This is a genomic window from Bradyrhizobium sp. 76 (genome assembly GCF_023073025.1).
Taxonomy (GTDB): Bacteria; Pseudomonadota; Alphaproteobacteria; order Rhizobiales; family Xanthobacteraceae; genus Bradyrhizobium.
This window is the reverse complement of sequence record NZ_JADPIS010000149.1, coordinates 42,308-60,803: the sequence shown is the minus strand read 5'-3', so window position 1 is coordinate 60,803 and position 18,496 is coordinate 42,308. Positions and strand designations below refer to the sequence as shown.

The 18,496-nt window shown below is 65.4% G+C and carries 14 protein-coding genes; 13 read left to right on the top strand and 1 reads right to left on the bottom strand.

The genetic code is table 11. The features are described 5' to 3' along the window. Positions 1 to 49 precede the first annotated feature (49 nt). The 10 genes from IVB48_RS35755 (at position 50) to IVB48_RS35710 (ending at position 12,461) form a co-directional block, all read left to right on the top strand. Positions 50 to 1,069, top strand: coding sequence for a 2-dehydropantoate 2-reductase (locus IVB48_RS35755; RefSeq protein WP_247407653.1), 1,020 nt, complete (start codon positions 50 to 52; stop codon positions 1,067 to 1,069). Next, positions 1,069 to 1,854: a fumarylacetoacetate hydrolase family protein gene (locus tag IVB48_RS35750; RefSeq protein WP_247407651.1), complete on the top strand. Its 786-nt coding sequence runs from the start codon at positions 1,069 to 1,071 to the stop codon at positions 1,852 to 1,854. Before IVB48_RS35755 ends, IVB48_RS35750 begins: the two co-directional genes overlap by 1 nt. Before the next feature lie 283 nt (positions 1,855 to 2,137). Continuing rightward, a complete protein-coding gene (locus IVB48_RS35745; RefSeq protein WP_247407649.1) occupies positions 2,138 to 3,544 on the top strand; it encodes a hypothetical protein in 1,407 nt (468 codons plus the stop codon). A gap of 19 nt (positions 3,545 to 3,563) precedes the next feature. After that, complete coding sequence (locus tag IVB48_RS35740) at positions 3,564 to 4,322, top strand: hypothetical protein (RefSeq protein WP_247407647.1); 759 nt, start codon at positions 3,564 to 3,566, stop codon at positions 4,320 to 4,322. A 170-nt stretch (positions 4,323 to 4,492) separates the two neighbouring features. Beyond that, positions 4,493 to 4,693 carry a hypothetical protein gene (locus IVB48_RS35735; protein WP_247407645.1) on the top strand — a complete coding sequence of 67 codons (201 nt, stop codon included), beginning with the start codon at positions 4,493 to 4,495 and terminating at the stop codon, positions 4,691 to 4,693. A 67-nt stretch (positions 4,694 to 4,760) separates the two neighbouring features. Then, complete coding sequence (locus IVB48_RS35730) at positions 4,761 to 5,411, top strand: hypothetical protein (protein WP_247407643.1); 651 nt, start codon at positions 4,761 to 4,763, stop codon at positions 5,409 to 5,411. Between the two features lie 917 nt (positions 5,412 to 6,328). Beyond that, positions 6,329 to 7,324 (top strand): nitronate monooxygenase, encoded by a 996-nt coding sequence (locus IVB48_RS35725; RefSeq protein WP_007593350.1) that lies wholly within the window; start codon positions 6,329 to 6,331, stop codon positions 7,322 to 7,324. A gap of 25 nt (positions 7,325 to 7,349) precedes the next feature. Next, positions 7,350 to 8,321: a zinc-binding dehydrogenase gene (locus IVB48_RS35720; protein WP_247407641.1), complete on the top strand. Its 972-nt coding sequence runs from the start codon at positions 7,350 to 7,352 to the stop codon at positions 8,319 to 8,321. 209 nt (positions 8,322 to 8,530) lie between these two features. Next, positions 8,531 to 9,904, top strand: coding sequence for a cation diffusion facilitator family transporter (locus tag IVB48_RS35715; RefSeq protein ID WP_247407639.1), 1,374 nt, complete (start codon positions 8,531 to 8,533; stop codon positions 9,902 to 9,904). A 226-nt stretch (positions 9,905 to 10,130) separates the two neighbouring features. Then, complete coding sequence (locus tag IVB48_RS35710; RefSeq protein WP_247407637.1) at positions 10,131 to 12,461, top strand: PAS domain-containing sensor histidine kinase; 2,331 nt, start codon at positions 10,131 to 10,133, stop codon at positions 12,459 to 12,461. A gap of 3 nt (positions 12,462 to 12,464) precedes the next feature. On the opposite strand, the gene IVB48_RS35705 is transcribed toward IVB48_RS35710, so the two are convergent. Continuing rightward, complete coding sequence (locus tag IVB48_RS35705) at positions 12,465 to 13,358, bottom strand: LysR family transcriptional regulator (RefSeq protein ID WP_027569133.1); 894 nt, start codon at positions 13,356 to 13,358, stop codon at positions 12,465 to 12,467. A 223-nt stretch (positions 13,359 to 13,581) separates the two neighbouring features. On the opposite strand from IVB48_RS35705, the gene IVB48_RS35700 reads away from it, so the two are divergent. From IVB48_RS35700 to fdhF, 3 genes are read left to right on the top strand one after another with little or no spacing between them, the layout of a single operon-like run. After that, positions 13,582 to 14,058 carry a formate dehydrogenase subunit gamma gene (locus IVB48_RS35700; RefSeq protein WP_247407635.1) on the top strand — a complete coding sequence of 159 codons (477 nt, stop codon included), beginning with the start codon at positions 13,582 to 13,584 and terminating at the stop codon, positions 14,056 to 14,058. Continuing rightward, positions 14,055 to 15,611: an NADH-quinone oxidoreductase subunit NuoF gene (locus IVB48_RS35695; RefSeq protein WP_247407633.1), complete on the top strand. Its 1,557-nt coding sequence runs from the start codon at positions 14,055 to 14,057 to the stop codon at positions 15,609 to 15,611. Before IVB48_RS35700 ends, IVB48_RS35695 begins: the two co-directional genes overlap by 4 nt. A gap of 10 nt (positions 15,612 to 15,621) precedes the next feature. Next, entirely contained in the window at positions 15,622 to 18,495 is a 2,874-nt protein-coding gene (gene fdhF, locus IVB48_RS35690) for a formate dehydrogenase subunit alpha (protein ID WP_247407632.1), read from the top strand. The last annotated feature ends 1 nt before the right edge of the window (position 18,496 follow it).

The window sequence follows — 18,496 nt, the reverse complement described above, 5'->3', positions numbered from 1 at the left end:
ACCGGATCTTTCGTCCGAAATCCGGCTTCTGCTGCTCCGCGAGGATTCCATGAAGATCTGCATCTACGGCGCCGGCGCAATCGGCGGATATCTCGGGGTTCAGCTCGCGCGTGCGGGCGCCGATGTCAGCCTGGTCGCACGCGGCGCGCACCTTGCCGCGATGCGCGAGCGCGGCCTGACGCTGCTCGCGGGCGAGGAGAAGCACACCGTGCATCCACGCTGCACCGACGATCCGGCCGAGCTCGGCGTGCAGGACTACATCATCATCACGCTGAAGGCGCACTCGATCACCGGCGTGATCGAGACAATGCAGCCGCTGCTCGGCCCCCACACCCGCATCGTCACCGCCGTCAACGGCATCCCCTATTGGTACTTCTACAAGCACGGCGGCCAATACGAGAATTCGACGCTGGAGAGCATCGACCCCGGCGGACGGCAGTGGCGCGAAATCGGCGCCGAGCGCGCCATCGGCTGCATCGTCTATCCCGCCACCGAGATCGAGGCGCCCGGCGTGATCCGTCACGTCTACGGCAACAACTTTCCGCTCGGCGAGCCCTCCGGCGAGACCACCCCGGACGTGCAACGCCTCGCCGATCTCTTCGTCGCAGCCGGGCTGAAAGCGCCGGTGCTCGACCGCATCCGCGACGAGATCTGGCTCAAGCTGTGGGGCAATGTCTGCTTCAACCCGATCAGCGCACTCACCCATGCAACACTTGACGTGATCTGCACCGATCCGGCGACCCGCGCGCTGTCGCGCGCGATCATGATGGAGACGCAAGTCATCGCCGAGACGTTCGGCGTCAAATTCCGCGTCGACGTCGAGCGCCGCATCGAAGGCGCCCGCAAGGTCGGCGCGCACAAGACCTCGATGCTGCAGGATCTCGAGCGCGGCCGCCCGATGGAGATCGACCCGCTCGTCACCGTCGTGCAGGAGATGGGCCGCCTCACCGGCATCGCCACCCCCGCGCTCGATTCAGTGCTGGCGATGGTGACCCAGCGCGCCCGCATCGCCGGTCTCTACGACGGCATCTCGACACGATCGGATCCGCGCGCACTGGCGGTGGCGTGATGGCTGGCGAGGTCAAACAATGGCTCCGCTTCCGCAATAGCGGTGCCACCGGGTTCGGCACGCTGAATTCGTCAGGCATCAGCGTGCACGAGGGCGAGATGTTTGGCCGCCATGTGGCCACCGGCAGGACGCTGGCGCTGTCGGAGGTCGAACTGCTCGCGCCCTGCGCGCCCAGCAAGATCGTCGCGCTCTGGAACAATTTTCACGCGCTCGCGGCCAAGCTCAACCAGCCCGAGCCGCCGGAGCCGCTCTACCTCCTGAAGGCCACCACCAGCATCACGACACCAGGCGCCGTGATCCGCCGTCCCTCTTATTACGACGGCAAGACCACGTATGAAGGCGAGCTCGGCATCGTCATCGGTAAGATCTGCGCCCGGGTGTCGCCGGCGGACGCGGACAGCTTCATCTTCGGGTACACCTGCGTCAACGACATCACTGCCAACGACATCCTGACCAGCGATCCCACTTTCCCGCAATGGGCGCGGGCCAAGGGCATCGACGATTACGGCCCGTTCGGCCCCGTCATCGCCACCGGTCTCGATCCGGCAAAGCTGGTGGTCCGCACCATCCTCAACGGCGCGGAGCGGCAGAACTATCCGATATCGGACATGATCTTTACCGCGCAGGAACTGGTCAGCAGGATCTCCCACGACATGACCCTGCTCCCCGGCGACCTCATTGCCGTCGGCACCTCGGTCGGCGTCGGCGTGATGAAAGAGCCGGTGAACATCGTGACCGTCGCGATCGACGGCATCGGCGAGCTGACCAACGAGTTTCGGCTGTAGCCACCAACGCGGTGCGGTAGCCCGGATGGAGCGAAGCGAAATCCGGGGCTGGCACTCAAGGCTTGCAGAGCCCGGCTTGCGCTTCGCTCCATCCAGGCTACGGAACACTCCATCCAAGCTCGGGAAATCCCGGCAACCAACTTCTCCTCCACCGATCGGCTGACGCATTCAGCCGTGGATCGTGTGACCGGACCTATCCGGCAAGCCCCCGCCGCCCTTGATCTCGGTTCCGCTCTCCAATAGCAATTATGGCGATAATGTGTGCCGGCGTGAGGAAGTCACGATGTGGCTGTTTTTCCTGGTTGCCTGGTTTGTTCTGCTCACCGCCATCGCGATCTTCGCCCAGCAGGCGCTCGGTTACGATGTCGGCCACCTGCCTGCCTGGTTCGGAGGCCTGCCTGTCCCGCAGCGGTTTGCGACCGGCGCGATCCTGGCTCTGGCGCTGGCACTGATCGGCGCCTCCGCCTGGCGGCTCTCGCGCCAGGACCGGCGCCTCGACACATTGCGCGACCGCCTCAAGAAGACCCGCGAGGACGTCGTCGTCGCCCATGCCCTGCAGAACCACCTCGACGCTACCGTCCAGCACCTGATCGAGAGCGATCCCCGGGAGGCCGTCTCCGCCCTCCATGACAAGCTGGGCGAGACCGAGCAGCGCGCCCTGCTGCAGCGGGGCCGCAACGAATCCACCGACATGCACGACCAGCTCGCCGAAATCCGCCGCCGCCAGCAGGAACTGCGCGACATGGTGGGCAAGGTCGCCGAGCAGCGCCGCGCGGTCGAGCCGGTTTTCACCGAGATCCGCGACCGCCAGAATCAGCTCGAACGCTCGCTGCACGACCTCGAGACCGACGACCGCAAGAACAATCTCGCCGACCGGCTCAAGGACATCGCGCGCGACGTATCGACGTTGCTGTCCCGAGTCGGCACGGTCCAAGGCACCTTTGCGACCCTGAACCAGTACAAGGAAGATCTGGCGAAGTCCCACGTCGAGCTGGTGCCGCTGCGCGCCTCGGACGCCGGCCTCAATGCCTTGATCAGCGAGCTGGGCCTCAGCCATGAGCGCCTCGTCAAGAGCGTCGACGAGCTCGAAACCGTCGGTGAAGCGCCGCTTGGCACCCGCGTCGAGACGCTGTCGAAGAACAAGGTCGAGATCGAGCAGCGCCTGGCCCGCATCGACGACAGCTTCCACATCCTGAAAGGGATCGGGCTCGACTTCGAAGAACTCGGCCAGCGTCGGGCCCAGCTCGAACGCTCGCTCGCCGGTGTCGAGATCGACGCCGAGGGCAAGACGCTTGCCGACCGCCAGAATGCGCTGAACGATTTTGTTCTCCAGTCGCGCCAGCGCCTCGGCGCGTTACAGGAAACGCTGGCGACGCTGAACGCCTTCAAGGCGGAGCTGTCGAAGTCGCAGGCTGACCTCGTCCCACTGAAGGCGCCCGTGTTCGGAATCGAGGCCATGATCGCGGACGTCGGCACCACGCGCGACCTCCTCGCCAAAACCGTCGGCGAGATCGAGGCGAGCGGCGACGTCAGCCTCGCCTCGCGCGTCGACGCGCTGACCAAGAGCAAGCGCGAGGTCGAGGACCGCCTCGCCCGCATCTTCGACAATTTCAACGCGCTCGACGGCCTGCGAAAAGACATCGGCGGCATCTTCTCGACCATCAGGAACAGCCTGAACCGGATCGGGTGAAGGCACCCGATCCTTCGGGATGGTTCGAACCGCGATCCCCATCCGCGCGACCAATCCGGACATGCGCTTGATCCTCGGCCTCCTCTCCGCCCTGCTCGGCGCGCTCGCCGGCTGGTCCGCCCTTGCCGCACTGGTGATCGCGCTGGCCGGGCCAGACCGCGATGGCGGCATCGCCATGGGCGCCTTCTTCGACATCGGTCCGATCGGCGGTGTGGTTGGCCTGATCGCCGGCATCTGGCTGTTCGTGCGCTTCGGCCTGGTCCGGAACGCAACGCCACAGCCGCCCACGGAAACCTCCGACACTGCGCCTCACCGCACCACGCAGCTCTCTGCGCCCTTTGCTCTGACCATTCTGCTCATCGCGGCAATCCTTGGCTATTGGGGCTGGTACGAACTCATCCGCTCGCCCTATCTCAGTCACGGCTACATGACGCTCCACATCGAGTTTCGCCTTCCCGCCGGCATGACGCTGCAGGACAAGGCGGAGGATGTGCACATCGAGGTCGAGGAAGCGACAGGTTGTGCCAATGCCAATTTGCCTCCGAACTGGCGCGCGCATGAAGGCGAGCGCAAAGCGATCATTGCCTCCACGTCGTTGACGTACAAAACGCGTCACCGCGCCGTCAGCCTGACGCTTCCGGGTTCGCCGACGCAGAGCTGGCCGATCGATCTCCCCTCCGATCCTGATCCCACCCCTGGCTTTTCACCCTGGCGCGTGGCGGGCGATGCGTCACCCGCGAAGATCGAGATGCATTTCCGCCTCAGCGCCGATCACTGACCAACGAGCGGCGCGAAGGCGAACATTCAGACACATCACGTCTCCGCGCGCCCGGTAGATGCCGCCAACATGTCGCGCGGATGCCGCACTGTGGACGCATTCGGCCGCCCTTCTGTGAGGCGTGTCTGGGGGCACGGCGGTGCCGTGTTTGGACCAAACCTTCTAGGGGTATGACTGTGAAGAAGATTGTATTTGTCGTGGGTGCTACGCTTGCTCTGGCGACGGTTGCGAATGCTGCGGATCTGCCGCGCCGCCAGCCCGTTCCGGTCTATTCGGAGCAGGCGCCGATCGGCAAGATGCCGATTGGCAAGAGCCCGGTTGGAAAGGCCCCGATCGGGAAGGCGCCCGGCCCCGTCGCGGCGCGCTACTGACGTGCAGCGAAATACGCAGAAGCAAGCGTAGACTCTGCGTGAGTGGCCGACATTCGAGGGGCATAGCGTGACGAACAAACCTGATCGATCGGGACCCTGCATCCTTGCGGGATTCGCGCTCGCGGCCATGCTCGCGTGCACGACACCCTCGGCCTCGGCCCACGAAGCGAACAAGCGCGTTGCTGACGCAAACGCGCTTGCCACGACCGAGACCGCATCACGGCCGGCGCCGCAAGCGAATCGACGCGCAGTCGCGCGCGCGGAGAAAGGTCCGTACTACGTCGATTTCCGCGCCCGCACGGCCGCGAGCTGGGGCCACGCCTTCGTCTGGTACGGCAAGACCAGCGAGCGCGCCGTCGAGGTCGCAGGGCTCACGCCGGCCGGCGACACCTGGGCCTATGTGCTCGGTCACCTCACCTGGGTGCCGGCGGAGACCGGCGCGAGCTACGGCGATCTAGACCCCGATTACCTGACCGCGAACTACCGCGTCTATTTGAACGAAGCGGACGCCAAGCGCGTGTTTGCCTATATCAAGAAATTGCAGGCGAGCTCGCCGGTCTGGAATGCCGAGACCACCAATTGCACCGGCTTCATCGGCGACATCGCCGAGTACATGGGATTGAAGGTCCCCAACCGCTGGCAGCGCCCGGAAAACTTCGTCAACAGCCTCAAGGAAATGAACGGCGGCCGCCAGATGGTGCGGCTGTCGACGGAGTAGCTGAAGCCGTCTTGCCCGTCGGGCAAAACACCCGCGCAAATTCCCGCGTCGCGTGTCAATCTCGGCTCGCCAAAATATTCTACTTTACCAAAATTCGGATTTGTCGTACGTGAGCGATACCCTGACCCGGGACAAGGGGCGCATCGCGATCGTCACGAACCGCGGGTTGGGCAGCGATGGACGCGACGGCGTCGGGCGCGGCGAGCCTTGCAGGGCGGGAAACCGTGAGCACAGGCTTTCGCGTCTACGACACGGCGCCGACAGCGTCTTCGCATGGTTTCGGGTGCGAGCACACGCCAGCTCCCGAAGTCCCTGCGAGGACGTGCGCGGACGAACAAGTCGTGTGGTCCTGACGCCCGGGGTCTGTGCGTCAAGTCCTGCGGTGATGTGGCGGTCCAACCGGGCGCGCGCATCGGTCATCTGCATGGCGACGGGGGCAATAGTGCATCGCTCCCCGGGGAGAGCACGAAGGACACGTTAAAACCATCGCGCAGGGAAGGCCGGGCGATCCGGCGAACCTGTGGTCCACCCCGTGTGCATTTCTATCGTGCACGGATCTGCGGGTGCCAGCCGGCGCCCGGCCTTCCCTGCGCCCTTGTCACGACGAGGGCGATGCGATCAGGCAAAGCTCGGGCGAATGCGCAGCGAGAGGGCGGAGGCATGCCTTGCGACGGAAATGCAAGTTGATGGTCTCCGAAAGCCCCTCATCCTCCGTCGGTGTTGAAGCAGCGGCGCACAAAAACCCTCGCGCCACCCGGTGCTATCCCCTCAATTATCCGCCCTGCGGAATCCCCCCACTCCCCGCATGATCGCCCCGCCTCCACCGCACGCCCTTCCAATAGACTTTTCCCGACCCGGGCGGCATCCTGCCGCCATCAAACGATAACAGAGCGCCACACAGGCGGAGGAAACAGACCATGCTGCAGACACGGTTCACCAAGCTCGTCGGTGTCGAGCACCCGATCGTCCAGGGCGGCATGCAATGGGTCGGGCGCGCCGAGCTGGTCGCCGCCGTCGCCAATGCCGGAGCGCTCGGCTTCATCACGGCGCTGACCCAGCCGACGCCGGAGGACCTCAGGAAGGAGATCGCCCGCTGTCGCGATCTCACCGACAAGCCGTTTGGCGTCAACCTCACCATCCTGCCCGCGATCAAGCCGCCGCCTTATGCCGAATATCGCGCCGCCATCATCGAGAGCGGCATCAAGGTGGTCGAAACTGCCGGCAACAAGCCGCAGGAGCACGTCGACGAGTTCAGGAAGCACGGCGTCAAGGTCGTGCACAAATGCACCAGCGTCCGTCACGGGCTCTCGGCCGAGCGCATGGGCGTCGACGCCATCTCGATCGACGGGTTCGAATGCGCCGGTCATCCCGGCGAGGACGACACCCCCGGCCTGATCCTGATCCCGGCCGCCGCCAACAAGATCAAGATCCCGATGATCGCCTCCGGCGGCTTTGCCGACGCCCGCGGCCTCGTCGCCGCACTGGCGCTGGGCGCCGAAGGCATCAACATGGGCACGCGCTTCATGGCGACCAAAGAGAGCCCCATCCATCAGCTCATCAAGGAGAAGATCGTCGCCAATGACGAGCGCGAGACCGAGCTGATCTTCCGCACCATGCGCAACACCTCCCGCGTCGCCAGGAACGAGATCTCGACCAAGGTCGTTGCGATGGAGAAGGAAGGCGCCAAGTTCGAGGATATCCGCGAGCTCGTCGCGGGCGCCCGCGGCAAGATGGTCTACGCGACCGGCAACTCGGACGAAGGCATCTGGTCGGCGGGCCAGGTCCAGGGCCTGATCCAGGACATCCCGACCTGCGCCGAACTGATCTCCCGCATCGTGCGCGAAGCCGAGGCCATCATCCGCAGCCGGCTCGAAGGCATGATCGTTCATCCGACAGCGCAGGCTGCGGAATAATCACTGCAAGAAGCGAGAGCAATACATGAAGGCTTATGTCTACGGCCCTGGCGGCGCTACAATTTCCGACGTCGCTCAACCAAAGCCTGAAGGCACGCAGGTGCTGGTCCGGGTCCGCGCCTGTGGACTCAATCGCGCCGACACCGGCATGCGCAAGGGCCACGCCCATGGCGCGGCCGGCGGCGCCGGCACCGTGCTCGGCATGGAATGGGCCGGCGAGGTCGCCGCACTCGGACCGGATGCCAAGGGCGTCAAGGTCGGCGACCGCATCATGGGCTCGGGCGGCGCGGCGTTTGCCGAATATACGCTGGCCGATCACGGCCGGCTGTTCCGCGCACCCTCGAACATGAACTTCGAGGAAGCCGCCACCCTGCCCGTCGCGCTCGCGACCATGCACAACGCCGTCGTCACCATCGGCGGCGTGCAGCCCGGGCAGGCCGTGCTGATCCAGGGCGCAAGCTCCGGCGTCGGCCTGATGGCGATGCAGATTGCGAAGCTCAAGGGCGCGAGACTCGTGATCGGCTCCTCGACCGATGCCGCCCGCCGCGGCCGACTGAAGGAGTATGGCGCCGACCTCGCGGTCGACTCCTCCGACCCCTCATGGGTCGACGAGGTGCTGAAGGCGACGAACGGCGAAGGTGTCGACCTCATCGTCGACCAGGTCTCGGGCAAGGTCGCCAACCAGAACCTCGCGGCGACCAAGGTCAAGGGTCGAATCGTCAATGTCGGCCGGCTCGGCGGCACCCATGCCGATTTCAACTTCGACCTGCACGCGGCCCGCCGCATCGACTATGTCGGCGTCACCTTCCGCACCCGCACCATCGAGGAGGTCCGCGAGATTTTTGAGGAGGTCCGCAAGGACATCTGGGGCGCGGTCGAGTCGCGAAAACTGCAGCTGCCGATCGACAAGGTGTTTGCCTTCGACGACATCGACAAGGCGTTCGAGCACATGGAGGCCAACAAGCATCTCGGCAAGATCGTCGTGACGGTGCCGTAACATTCCTGGGGCCAAAGACCTAGGTCTAGTAGGGTGGGCAAAGCGAAGAGTGCCCACCATGCGTCAGCATCCCCGAAAGATGGTGGGCGCGGCGCTCCGCGCCGTTGCCGACGCTACAAAACCGGCGGATCCCGCTCCTGCAACTCACTAGCGTCTACGCCTGTGGATCGTCGCTTGATGTTCACCCGTGGCCTGCTAAATCCCCCGCCATGAGCTCCCAACACAACAAGACCTCGGTCGCAGCGATCTCGATCTTCGCCAGTGGCGGCATGGCGGCGGCGAAGTTTGCGGTCGGGATCGCGATCGGCTCGCTAGCGCTGATTTCCGAGGCGCTGCATTCCTCGATCGACCTGGTCGCCACCATCATCACCTGGGCGGTGGTGCGGGTGTCCGACAAGCCGGCGGACGAGGAGCATCATTACGGCCACGGCAAACTCGAAAGTGTCTCGGCATTGGGCGTGACCGCCCTGCTCTACGTGCTCGCCGGCGGAATCCTGGTCCAGTCCTACAGCCATCTCCGAGAGGGAGTTGCGCCGCCGACGATCTCCGCCGTCCCTTTCGTCGTGCTGGTGATCGACATCGCCGTCAATTTCTGGCGCGCCCGTGCCCTGCACCGTGCCGCACGGGAGACCAGGAGCCAGGCGCTCGCCGCCGATGCGCTGCATTTCGCCTCCGACGTGATGGGCTCGTTCGCCGTGATCGTGGGCCTGATCCTCGCCGGCCTCGGCTTCTGGTGGGGCGACGCGGCTGCCGCCGCCGCGGTGGCCGTGATGATCGCCCTGCTCGGCCTGCGCATGGCCGGCTCGACCGTGCAGACGCTGGTGGACCGCGCCCCGGAAGGCGCGCATGAGACGGCCACGGCCGCGATCCGCAGCGTACCGGGTGTGATCGACATCGAGCGGCTCCGTGTGCGCATGGTCGGTGCCACCACGTTTATCGACACGATCGCAAAGGTACCGCGGACTTACCCCATCGACCGGGTCGAGGACATCAAGCGCAACGCGCAAGCAGCCGTCGAGAAGGCCTTCGGCGATACCGACCTCACCTTCACCGCAGTCCCCGTGGCGCGCGACAACGAGACCGTGCGCGACCGCATCATGGTCATCGCCCACAATTCGGGCCTCGCCATCCACCACGTCACCGTGCACGATCTCCGCGCCAAGCTGATCGTCAGCATCGACCTCGAGGTCGACGCCGGGATGCAGCTCCACGCCGCCCATGAGGTCGCCAACACGCTGGAACGCAACATCCAGGAAGAGTTCGGCGCGGACGTCGAAGTCGACGTCCACATCGAGCCGCTGGAACCGGAACTGCCGTTCGGGGTCGATGCCGCGTCGGAACGGGTGCAGGCCATCGCCGCCGCCCTGACAGAGTATGCCGCCGGCGGCGAGATCCACGACATCCACAATGTCCGCGTCCGCAACACCGACGCCGGCGAAATCGTCAACTTCCACTGCCGCGCCGAGCCGTCGACGAGCGTGATCAGGGTGCACGAGCATGTCGACGCGATCGAGCGCGCGTTGCGGCGCGCGTTCCCGAGCGTGAAGCGCGTCATCAGTCACGCCGAACCGCCACGTGCGTGACAGAGAATGTGCGAGGAGTCACACGTTCTCGTTTCGGACTCGCCGCGCACGTAAGTTTGCGGACGCGCGACGCACAAACTGCGCGTTGGATAAGAATAAATTCGCGTTAACGATTCGTTGACTCTCGACAGCCCGCGAAATCTGGATTCAAATCGACCATGATTCGGAAGCGATGTGGGGCTGCTTCCAAAATCAAGTTGCAAGCAGGTTCCAGGGGGCTTTAGGCATGTCGCGTGCAGACGCCGCGAACGCGTGCGTCCAATCCGATTCGATCAAAGGATTGGCGCAATCGATCGCGAAACCTGCCTATCATCGGCTCCTGATCGCGGAGCCTGCGCTGCGCCGTGCCGTGCCGACGCTCATCATCGCGTTCCTGATCACGATCTGCCTCGGCGCGTTCGTGCAGGTCGTCGACCAGACGCGCCAGAAGCGTCTGGTGATCCGCCACGACATCTCGGCGCTCGCCGACCTGCTCGCCGAGCGCATCGACCGCCTCACCTCCGCGCGACAGGAGCGGCTGAAGAACATCGAGAGCCTGCCGGCGCTGCTGCCTGACCTCATTCCATCCTGGGGCACCGCCTCGGGCCGGCACGTCATCGTCACCTCGGCCGGACTCGACCGCCGCATCCTCGCTCGCATCCCGGTCGACAGCGATCCCTCGGGCAACGACCGCCTGCTCGACGCAATCACGACGGCGCAACTGCTGGCGGCGCCGCCGCGCGACGGCAACATCTCCGACATGACGCTGCCGAATGGCAACGCCGCGATGGCGACCTCGCGGCAGATCAAGTCGCTGCCCGGCTTCGTCACCGTGATCCAGGAGCGCAACGAGCCGATCTGGGGCTCGGACGCCGCGCTGTCGGTCACGCTGTCGGCCACCACCGGCTTCGTCGTCCTGATCCTCGGCTTCGCCTTCCACTGGCAGTCCACCCGTGCCCGCGAGGGCGACCTGATCAACGACGCCGTGCGCGGCCGGATCGACACCGCGCTCAACCGCGGCCGCTGCGGGCTGTGGGACTGGGACCTGTCGCGCGGCCGGATCTTCTGGTCACAGTCGATGTTTTCCATGCTCGGCCTCGACGGCCGCAACGAGCTCCTCACCTTCGGCGAGGTCAACGCGCTGGTGAAGTCCGACGACATCGACCTGTTCGAGATCGCCGACCAGCTCATCTCCGAGAAGATCGACCACATCGACCAGACCTTCCGCATGCAGCATGTCGACGGCCACTGGATCTGGCTGCGCGTCCGCTGCGAAAAGACCAGCGGCGCGACGGACTCCAGCGTTCACCTGATCGGGATCGCCGTCGACATCACCGAGCAGAAGAGCCTCGCCGAGCGAACTGTCGAAGCCGATTTGCGCCTGCGCGACGCGATCGAGACCATTCCCGAAGCCTTCGTGCTGTGGGACGCCAGCGACCGCCTGGTGCTCTGCAATTCGCACTTCCAGCGCCTGCACAAGCTGCCCGACAGCGCCGTCATCCCCGGCACCTCCTACGAGACCGTGCTCGAGGTCGGCCGCATGCCCGAGGTCCGCACCCGGCACAACGAGACTGCGAGCCAAGGCCCCGGCGCGCGCACCTTCGAGGCGCAGCTCGACGACGGCAGCTGGCTGCACATCAGCGAGCGCCGCACCAAGGACGGCGGCTACGTCTCGGTCGGCACCGACATCACCCGCATCAAGGAGCACGAGCAGAAGCTGGTCGACAACGATCTACGCCTGCGCGCCACCGTCATCGACCTCAAGCGCTCGCAGGCAGCCCTGGAGCGCCAGGCGGGCGAACTCGCCGATCTCGCCGAGAAATATCAGCGCGAGAAGACCCGCGCCGAGGAAGCTAACCAGACCAAGTCGAAATTCCTCGCCAATATGAGCCACGAGCTGCGCACGCCGCTGAACGCGATCATCGGCTTCTCCGAGATCATGGGCTCAGGCATGTTCGGCGAGCTCGGCTCGGAGAAGTACCAGGAATACTGCCACGACATCCTGACCAGCGGGCATTACCTGCTCGAAGTCATCAACGACATCCTCGACATGTCCAAGATCGAGGCCGGCCGCATGAAACTCGACATGGAAGAGCTCGACCTGGCGCAGACTCTGGCGGAATCCCTGCGGGTCGTCACCGGCCGCGCGCAGGACAAGCACCTGACGCTCGACGCCGACATCGCGAAATCCATCTCCGTCGTCGCCGACCGCCGCGCCACCAAGCAGATCATCGTCAATTTGCTCTCCAACGCCGTGAAGTTCACGCCCGACGGCGGACGCATCCTGGTGCGCAGCCGGCAGCTCGACGACAGGATCGTGCTGATGATTGCCGACACCGGCATCGGCATCGCGCCGCATTCACTGGCGCGGCTCGGCCGCCCCTTCGAGCAGGTCGAGAGCCAGCTCACCAAGACCTATCACGGCTCGGGACTGGGCCTCGCGATCGCCCGCTCGCTCGCGCAGCTTCATGGCGGTTCGATGCGGCTGCGCTCCAAGCTGGAGGTCGGCACCGTCGTGCGCGTCACCCTGCCCCGCGACGCGATCAAGTCGGCATCAGGAATATCGGCCGCGGCCTGAATCCTACGATTGCAGCGACGGCGCGACTTCCCGCGCGACGTTGACCAGCGCCGCGATCAGCGGCGTCATCGGATCACGCTGCGGGATCACCATGCCGATGCTGTAATTGACATCGGGATCGGTGATCGGGATCGAGCGCACCGTATCGGACAGGCCGAGCGTCTCGGCGAGCTTGGCCGGCATCACGCTGGCCCAGCGCCCCGTCTTCACATGCGTGAACAGCACGAGCAGCGAATTCGACGTCAAGGTCGGCGTCGCCTCCGCGCCGACCGAACGTAACGCACGGTCGATGATGCGGCGGTTCTGCATGTCGGGCGTCAGCAGGCACAGCGGCACCTGCCCGACCTCTTTCCACGTCACCGTCTCGCGATCGCCGAACATTCCATCCGGCGCGGTGAGCAGACGATAGCTCTCGCTGTAGAGCGGGATGGTGCGCACCTTGCCGATCGGCTCGTTCTCGATATAGGTCAGCCCTGCATCCACCTCGAGATTCTCGAGCAACCCCAGCACCTCGGACGAGGTGGTGGAGCGGATACTGAAGCGCACCTCGGGGTGCCTGGCGCGGAACGGCGTCGTCAGCGCAGCGACCATGCCGAGCACGGTGGGGATCGCGGCAATACGGATCTCGCCGGAGAGCTGATGCTTCAGCCCGTTGATCTCGTCACGCATCGCGCGGGCATCGCCGACGATCCGGCGCGCCCAATCCAGCGCCCGCTCGCCTTCCGGCGTAAAACCCTGGAAGCGGGAGCCGCGCTGGACCAGCATCACGCCGAGGATCTCCTCGAGCTGCTTCAGCCCGGTCGACATCGTCGGTTGCGTCACGCCGCACATTTCGGCGGCCCGGCCGAAATGCCGCTCCTTCGCCAGCGCCAGCAGCAGTTCAAGCTTGTCGAGCAACCGGTCATCCCCTCGGATTGTGTGGTGGCATACAAGCTAGCATGCCCGCCCCTTCCCAACACGCAAAAACCGCCCGGCGGACGGCTCCAATCGCAAATTCAAATCGAGTGATTGCCGTCGCAAATCGATCTGAATCCGCAATCGCAGCATGAGACAGCTTTATTGATCTTCGAACGATTCCAAATAGTTTGCGATCAGCAGACGCTCTGGTTGAGAACGAAGAATGACAGTGGTTTTTGAGCCTTGGGACGAAACGCGCGGCGCCGAGATCATCGACGAACACAGCAAGCAGGAAGGCGCGACGCTGGTGATCCTGCACGCGCTCCAGGAGGCGTTCGGCTACGTGCCGGAGGCAGCCATTCCCATGGTGGCGCAGGCGCTCAATTTGTCCCGCGCCGAAGTGCATGGCGTGTTCACGTTCTATCATGACTTCCGCCACAAGCCGGCCGGCCGCCATGTGCTGAAGCTCTGCCGCGCGGAGGCCTGTCAGGCGGCGGGTGGCGATGCGCTGGCGACGCGTGTCGAGGCGAAGCTCGGCGTGTTGCTGGGCGGCACCACGGCCGATGATCGCGTCACGCTGGAGCCGATCTACTGCCTCGGATTGTGCGCGACCGCGCCATCCGCGATGCTCGACGGCCGACTCATCGGCCGGCTCGACGAGAAGCGCATCGACGCGCTTGTGGCGGAGGCGCAGCGATGAGCATCCGTCTATATGTCTCTCGCGATGCGGGTGCGCTTGCGGTCGGCGCCGACGAGGTCGCGCTGGCGCTGGAGCAGGTTGCAGCCAAGCGTGGCATTGCCGTCGAGATCGTCAGAACCGGCTCGCGCGGCCTGTACTGGCTCGAGCCGCTGGTCGAGGTCGCGACGCCGCAGGGCCGGATCGCGTTCGGCCCTGTGACTGAGACCGATGTGCCCTCCCTGCTCGACGCGCTCGCGAGCAACACGCCGCATCTGCTGCGGCTCGGGGCCACCGACGAGATCCCCTGGCTCAAGCGCCAGACCCGCCTCACCTTCGCGCGCTGCGGCGTGATCGACCCGCGCTCGCTCGACGACTACCGCGCCCATGGCGGCTACAAGGGCCTCGAACGCGCGCTGTCGCTCGGCTCGGAAGCCATCCTCAATGAAGTTACGGCGTCCGGCCTGCGCGGCCGCGGCGGCGCGGGCTTCCCGACCGGCATCAAGTGGAAGACCGTCGCGCAGGCGAAGGCCGACCGCAAGTTCATCGTCTGCAACGCCGACGAAGGCGACAGCGGCACCTTCGCCGACCGCATGATCATGGAAGGCGATCCCTTTCTCGTCATCGAGGGCATGACAACCGCCGGCATTACCGTCGGCGCGACCAAGGGTTACATCTACATCCGCAGCGAATATCCGCACGCGGTCGAGGCGATGAACGCGGCCATCCAAGCTGCGAAGCGCGGCGGCTATCTCGGCGCGAACATCAGTGGTTCCACGCACAGCTTCGATCTCGAGGTGCGCGTCGGCGCCGGCGCTTACGTTTGCGGCGAAGAGACCTCGCTGCTGGAAAGCCTCGAAGGCCGTCGTGGCCTCGTGCGCGCAAAGCCGCCACTGCCCGCGCATCACGGCCTGTTCGGCAAGCCGACCGTCATCAACAACGTGCTGTCGTTCGCCGCCATCCCCTTCATCCTGGCCGAAGGCGCCAAGGCCTATGCCGATTTCGGCATGGGTCGCTCGCGCGGTACGATGCCGATCCAGCTCGCCGGCAACATCCGCCACGGCGGGCTGTTCGAGACGGCCTTCGGCGTGACGCTCGGCGAGCTCGTCGACGACATCGGCGGCGGCACGTTCACGGGACGCCCGATCCGCGCGGTACAGGTCGGAGGCCCCCTGGGCGCCTACTTCCCTCGCGCGCTGTTCGACACGCCGTTCGACTACGAGGCCTTCGCCGCGCGCGACGGCCTGATCGGCCATGGCGGTATCGTCGTGTTCGACGACAGCGTCGACATGCGCAACCAGGCGCGTTTCGCCATGGAATTCTGCGCCATCGAATCCTGCGGCAAGTGCACGCCGTGCCGGATCGGCTCGACCCGCGGCGTCGAGACCATCGAGAAGATCATCAAGGGCGAGCGCGTGAGCGAAAACCTCGCACTCGTCGAAGACCTCTGCAACACCATGAAATTCGGCTCGCTCTGCGCGCTCGGCGGCTTCACGCCCTATCCCGTGCTCAGCGCACTGAGGCACTTCCGGGAGGATTTCGTCCCGGCCCCGACCACGCTTCAGGCCGCGGAATAGGAGAACGACAATGTCTCTGATCGAAGAAATCGACTTCGGTACGCCGCGCTCGAAATCGGAAACGATGGTGACGCTGACCATCGACGGCAACCAGGTCACGGTGCCCGAGGGCACCTCGATCATGCGGGCGGCGATGGACGCCGGCCATCAGATCCCGAAACTCTGCGCGACCGACATGGTCGACGCGTTCGGCTCGTGCCGCCTTTGCGTCGTCGAGATCGAAGGCCGCGCCGGCACGCCGGCGTCCTGTACCACGCCTGTCATGTCCGGCCTGATCGTGCACACCCAGAGCGAACGGCTCAAGAAGCTGCGCAAGGGCGTGATGGAACTCTACATCTCCGACCATCCGCTCGACTGCCTCACCTGCGGTGCCAATGGTGATTGCGAGTTGCAGGACATGGCCGGCGCCGTGGGCCTTCGCGACGTGCGTTACGGCTACGAGGGGGAGAACCACGTCTTCGCGAAATCCCACGGCGAGATCAACGCCGCCTGGATGCCAAAGGACGAGTCCAACCCGTACTTCACCTACGATCCCTCCAAGTGCATCGTCTGCTCGCGCTGCGTCCGCGCCTGCGAGGAGGTGCAAGGCACCTTCGCGCTCACGATCTCCGGCCGCGGCTTCGACAGCCGCGTGTCGCCGGGCATGAGCGAGAGCTTCCTCGGCTCCGAATGCGTCTCCTGCGGCGCCTGCGTGCAGGCCTGCCCGACAGCGACGCTGACCGAGAAATCCGTGATCGAGATCGGCCAGCCCGAACATTCGGTCGTCACCACCTGCGCCTATTGCGGCGTCGGCTGCGCCTTCAAGGCCGAGATGCGCGGCGAGGAAGTCGTCCGCATGGTGCCGTACAAGGACGGCAAGGCCAATCGCGGCCATTCCTGCGTCAAGGGCCGCTTCGCCTGGGGCTACACCAACCACAAGGAACGCATCCTCAACCCGATGATCCGCGAGCGGATCGAGGATCCCTGGCGCGAAGTGTCGTGGGACGAGGCCTTCTCGTTTGCCGCCGACAGGATGCGCGGCATCCAGAAGAAATACGGCCGCGACGCCATCGGCGGCATCACATCGTCCCGCTGCACAAATGAAGAAACCTATCTGGTGCAGAAGCTGATCCGCGCCGGCTTCGGCAACAACAATGTCGACACTTGCGCCCGCGTCTGCCACTCCCCGACCGGCTATGGCCTCTCGACCACGTTCGGTACCTCTGCCGGCACGCAGGATTTCGACTCGGTCGAGGACACCGACGTCGTCGTCATCATCGGTGCCAACCCCGCTTCGGCCCATCCGGTGTTCGCCTCCCGCCTGAAGAAGCGGCTGCGTCAGGGCGCCAAGCTGGTCGTGATCGATCCGCGCCGTACCGAGATGGTGGAATCGCCGCATGTGAAGGCGCTGCACCTGCCGCTGATGCCCGGCACCAACGTTGCGGTGATGACGGCACTGGCGCATGTGATCGTCACCGAAGGCCTCGTCGACGAAACCTTCGTGCGCGAACGCTGCGACTGGAGCGAGTTCGAGGAATGGGCGGCGTTCGTCGCCCAGCCGAACAACAGCCCGGAAGCCACTGCCATCCTCACCGGCGTCGATCCGAAGGATCTGCGCGAAGCAGCGCGCGTCTACGCCACCGGCGGCAACGGCGCGATCTATTACGGTCTCGGCGTCACGGAGCACAGCCAGGGTTCGACCACCGTGATCGCGATCGCCAACCTTGCGATGGCCACGGGCAATATCGGCCGTCCGGGTGTCGGCGTGAACCCGTTGCGCGGCCAGAACAACGTGCAGGGCTCCTGCGACATGGGCTCGTTCCCGCACGAGCTGCCCGGCTACCGCCACATCTCGGGCGACGCCGTGCGGGACCAGTTCGAAGCGCTGTGGAACGTCAAGCTCAACCCCGAGCCGGGCCTGCGCATTCCCAACATGTTCGACGCCGCGGTCGAAGGCACGTTCATGGGGATTTACGTGCAGGGCGAGGACATCCTGCAATCCGATCCCAACACCAAGCATGTGGTGGCAGCACTCTCGGCGATGGAATGCGTCATCGTCCACGACCTCTTCCTGAACGAGACCGCGAACTACGCCCACGTGTTCCTGCCGGGCTCGAGCTTCCTCGAGAAGGACGGCACCTTCACGAACGCCGAGCGCCGCATCCAGCGGGTCCGCAAGGTGATGACGCCGAAGAACGGGCTTGCCGACTGGGAGGTCACCATCGGCCTCGCCAGGGCCATGGGCTTCGAGATGACCTACAGCCATCCTTCCGAGATCATGGACGAGATCGCGGCGCTGACCCCGACCTTCGCCGGCGTCTCCTATGCCAAGCTCGACGAGCTCGGCTCGGTGCAGTGGCCCTGCAACGACGAGGCGCCCGAGGGCACGCCGGTGATGCATATCGACGGCTTCGTCCGCGGCAAGGGCAAGTTCGTCGTGACCGAATATGTCGCGACCGACGAACGCACCGGCCCGCGCTATCCGCTGCTGCTCACCACAGGCCGCATCCTCAGCCAGTACAATGTCGGCGCGCAAACCCGGCGCACCGAGAACGTAGTCTGGCATACCGAGGATCGGCTGGAGATCCATGCGCACGATGCCGAACAGCGCGGCGTGCGCGACGGGGACTGGGTGCGGCTGAAGAGCCGCGCCGGCGAGACCACGCTACGTGCGGAGATCACCGATCGCGTCGCGCCTGGCGTCGTCTACACCACCTTCCACCATCCAGACACGCAGGCCAATGTCATCACGACCGACTATTCGGACTGGGCAACCAACTGCCCCGAATACAAGGTCACGGCGGTGCAGATCTCGCCGTCGAACGGCCCGTCCGACTGGCAGAAGGCCTACGACGCACAGGCGCGGCATTCCCGCCGTATCGCCCCGGCCGAGGCCGCGGAGTAGC

Bases quoted from the DNA above. Each gene is read 5' to 3' on its own strand.
- IVB48_RS35755 (WP_247407653.1), top strand. From the start codon at position 50: ATGAAGATCTGCATCTACGGCGCCGGCGCAATCGGCGGATATCTCGGG.
- IVB48_RS35750 (WP_247407651.1), top strand. From the start codon at position 1,069: ATGGCTGGCGAGGTCAAACAATGGCTCCGCTTCCGCAATAGCGGTGCC.
- IVB48_RS35745 (WP_247407649.1), top strand. From the start codon at position 2,138: ATGTGGCTGTTTTTCCTGGTTGCCTGGTTTGTTCTGCTCACCGCCATC.
- IVB48_RS35740 (WP_247407647.1), top strand. From the start codon at position 3,564: ATGGTTCGAACCGCGATCCCCATCCGCGCGACCAATCCGGACATGCGC.
- IVB48_RS35735 (WP_247407645.1), top strand. From the start codon at position 4,493: ATGACTGTGAAGAAGATTGTATTTGTCGTGGGTGCTACGCTTGCTCTG.
- IVB48_RS35725 (WP_007593350.1), top strand. From the start codon at position 6,329: ATGCTGCAGACACGGTTCACCAAGCTCGTCGGTGTCGAGCACCCGATC.
- IVB48_RS35720 (WP_247407641.1), top strand. From the start codon at position 7,350: ATGAAGGCTTATGTCTACGGCCCTGGCGGCGCTACAATTTCCGACGTC.
- IVB48_RS35715 (WP_247407639.1), top strand. From the start codon at position 8,531: ATGAGCTCCCAACACAACAAGACCTCGGTCGCAGCGATCTCGATCTTC.
- IVB48_RS35710 (WP_247407637.1), top strand. From the start codon at position 10,131: ATGTCGCGTGCAGACGCCGCGAACGCGTGCGTCCAATCCGATTCGATC.
- IVB48_RS35700 (WP_247407635.1), top strand. From the start codon at position 13,582: ATGACAGTGGTTTTTGAGCCTTGGGACGAAACGCGCGGCGCCGAGATC.
- IVB48_RS35695 (WP_247407633.1), top strand. From the start codon at position 14,055: ATGAGCATCCGTCTATATGTCTCTCGCGATGCGGGTGCGCTTGCGGTC.
- fdhF (WP_247407632.1), top strand. From the start codon at position 15,622: ATGTCTCTGATCGAAGAAATCGACTTCGGTACGCCGCGCTCGAAATCG.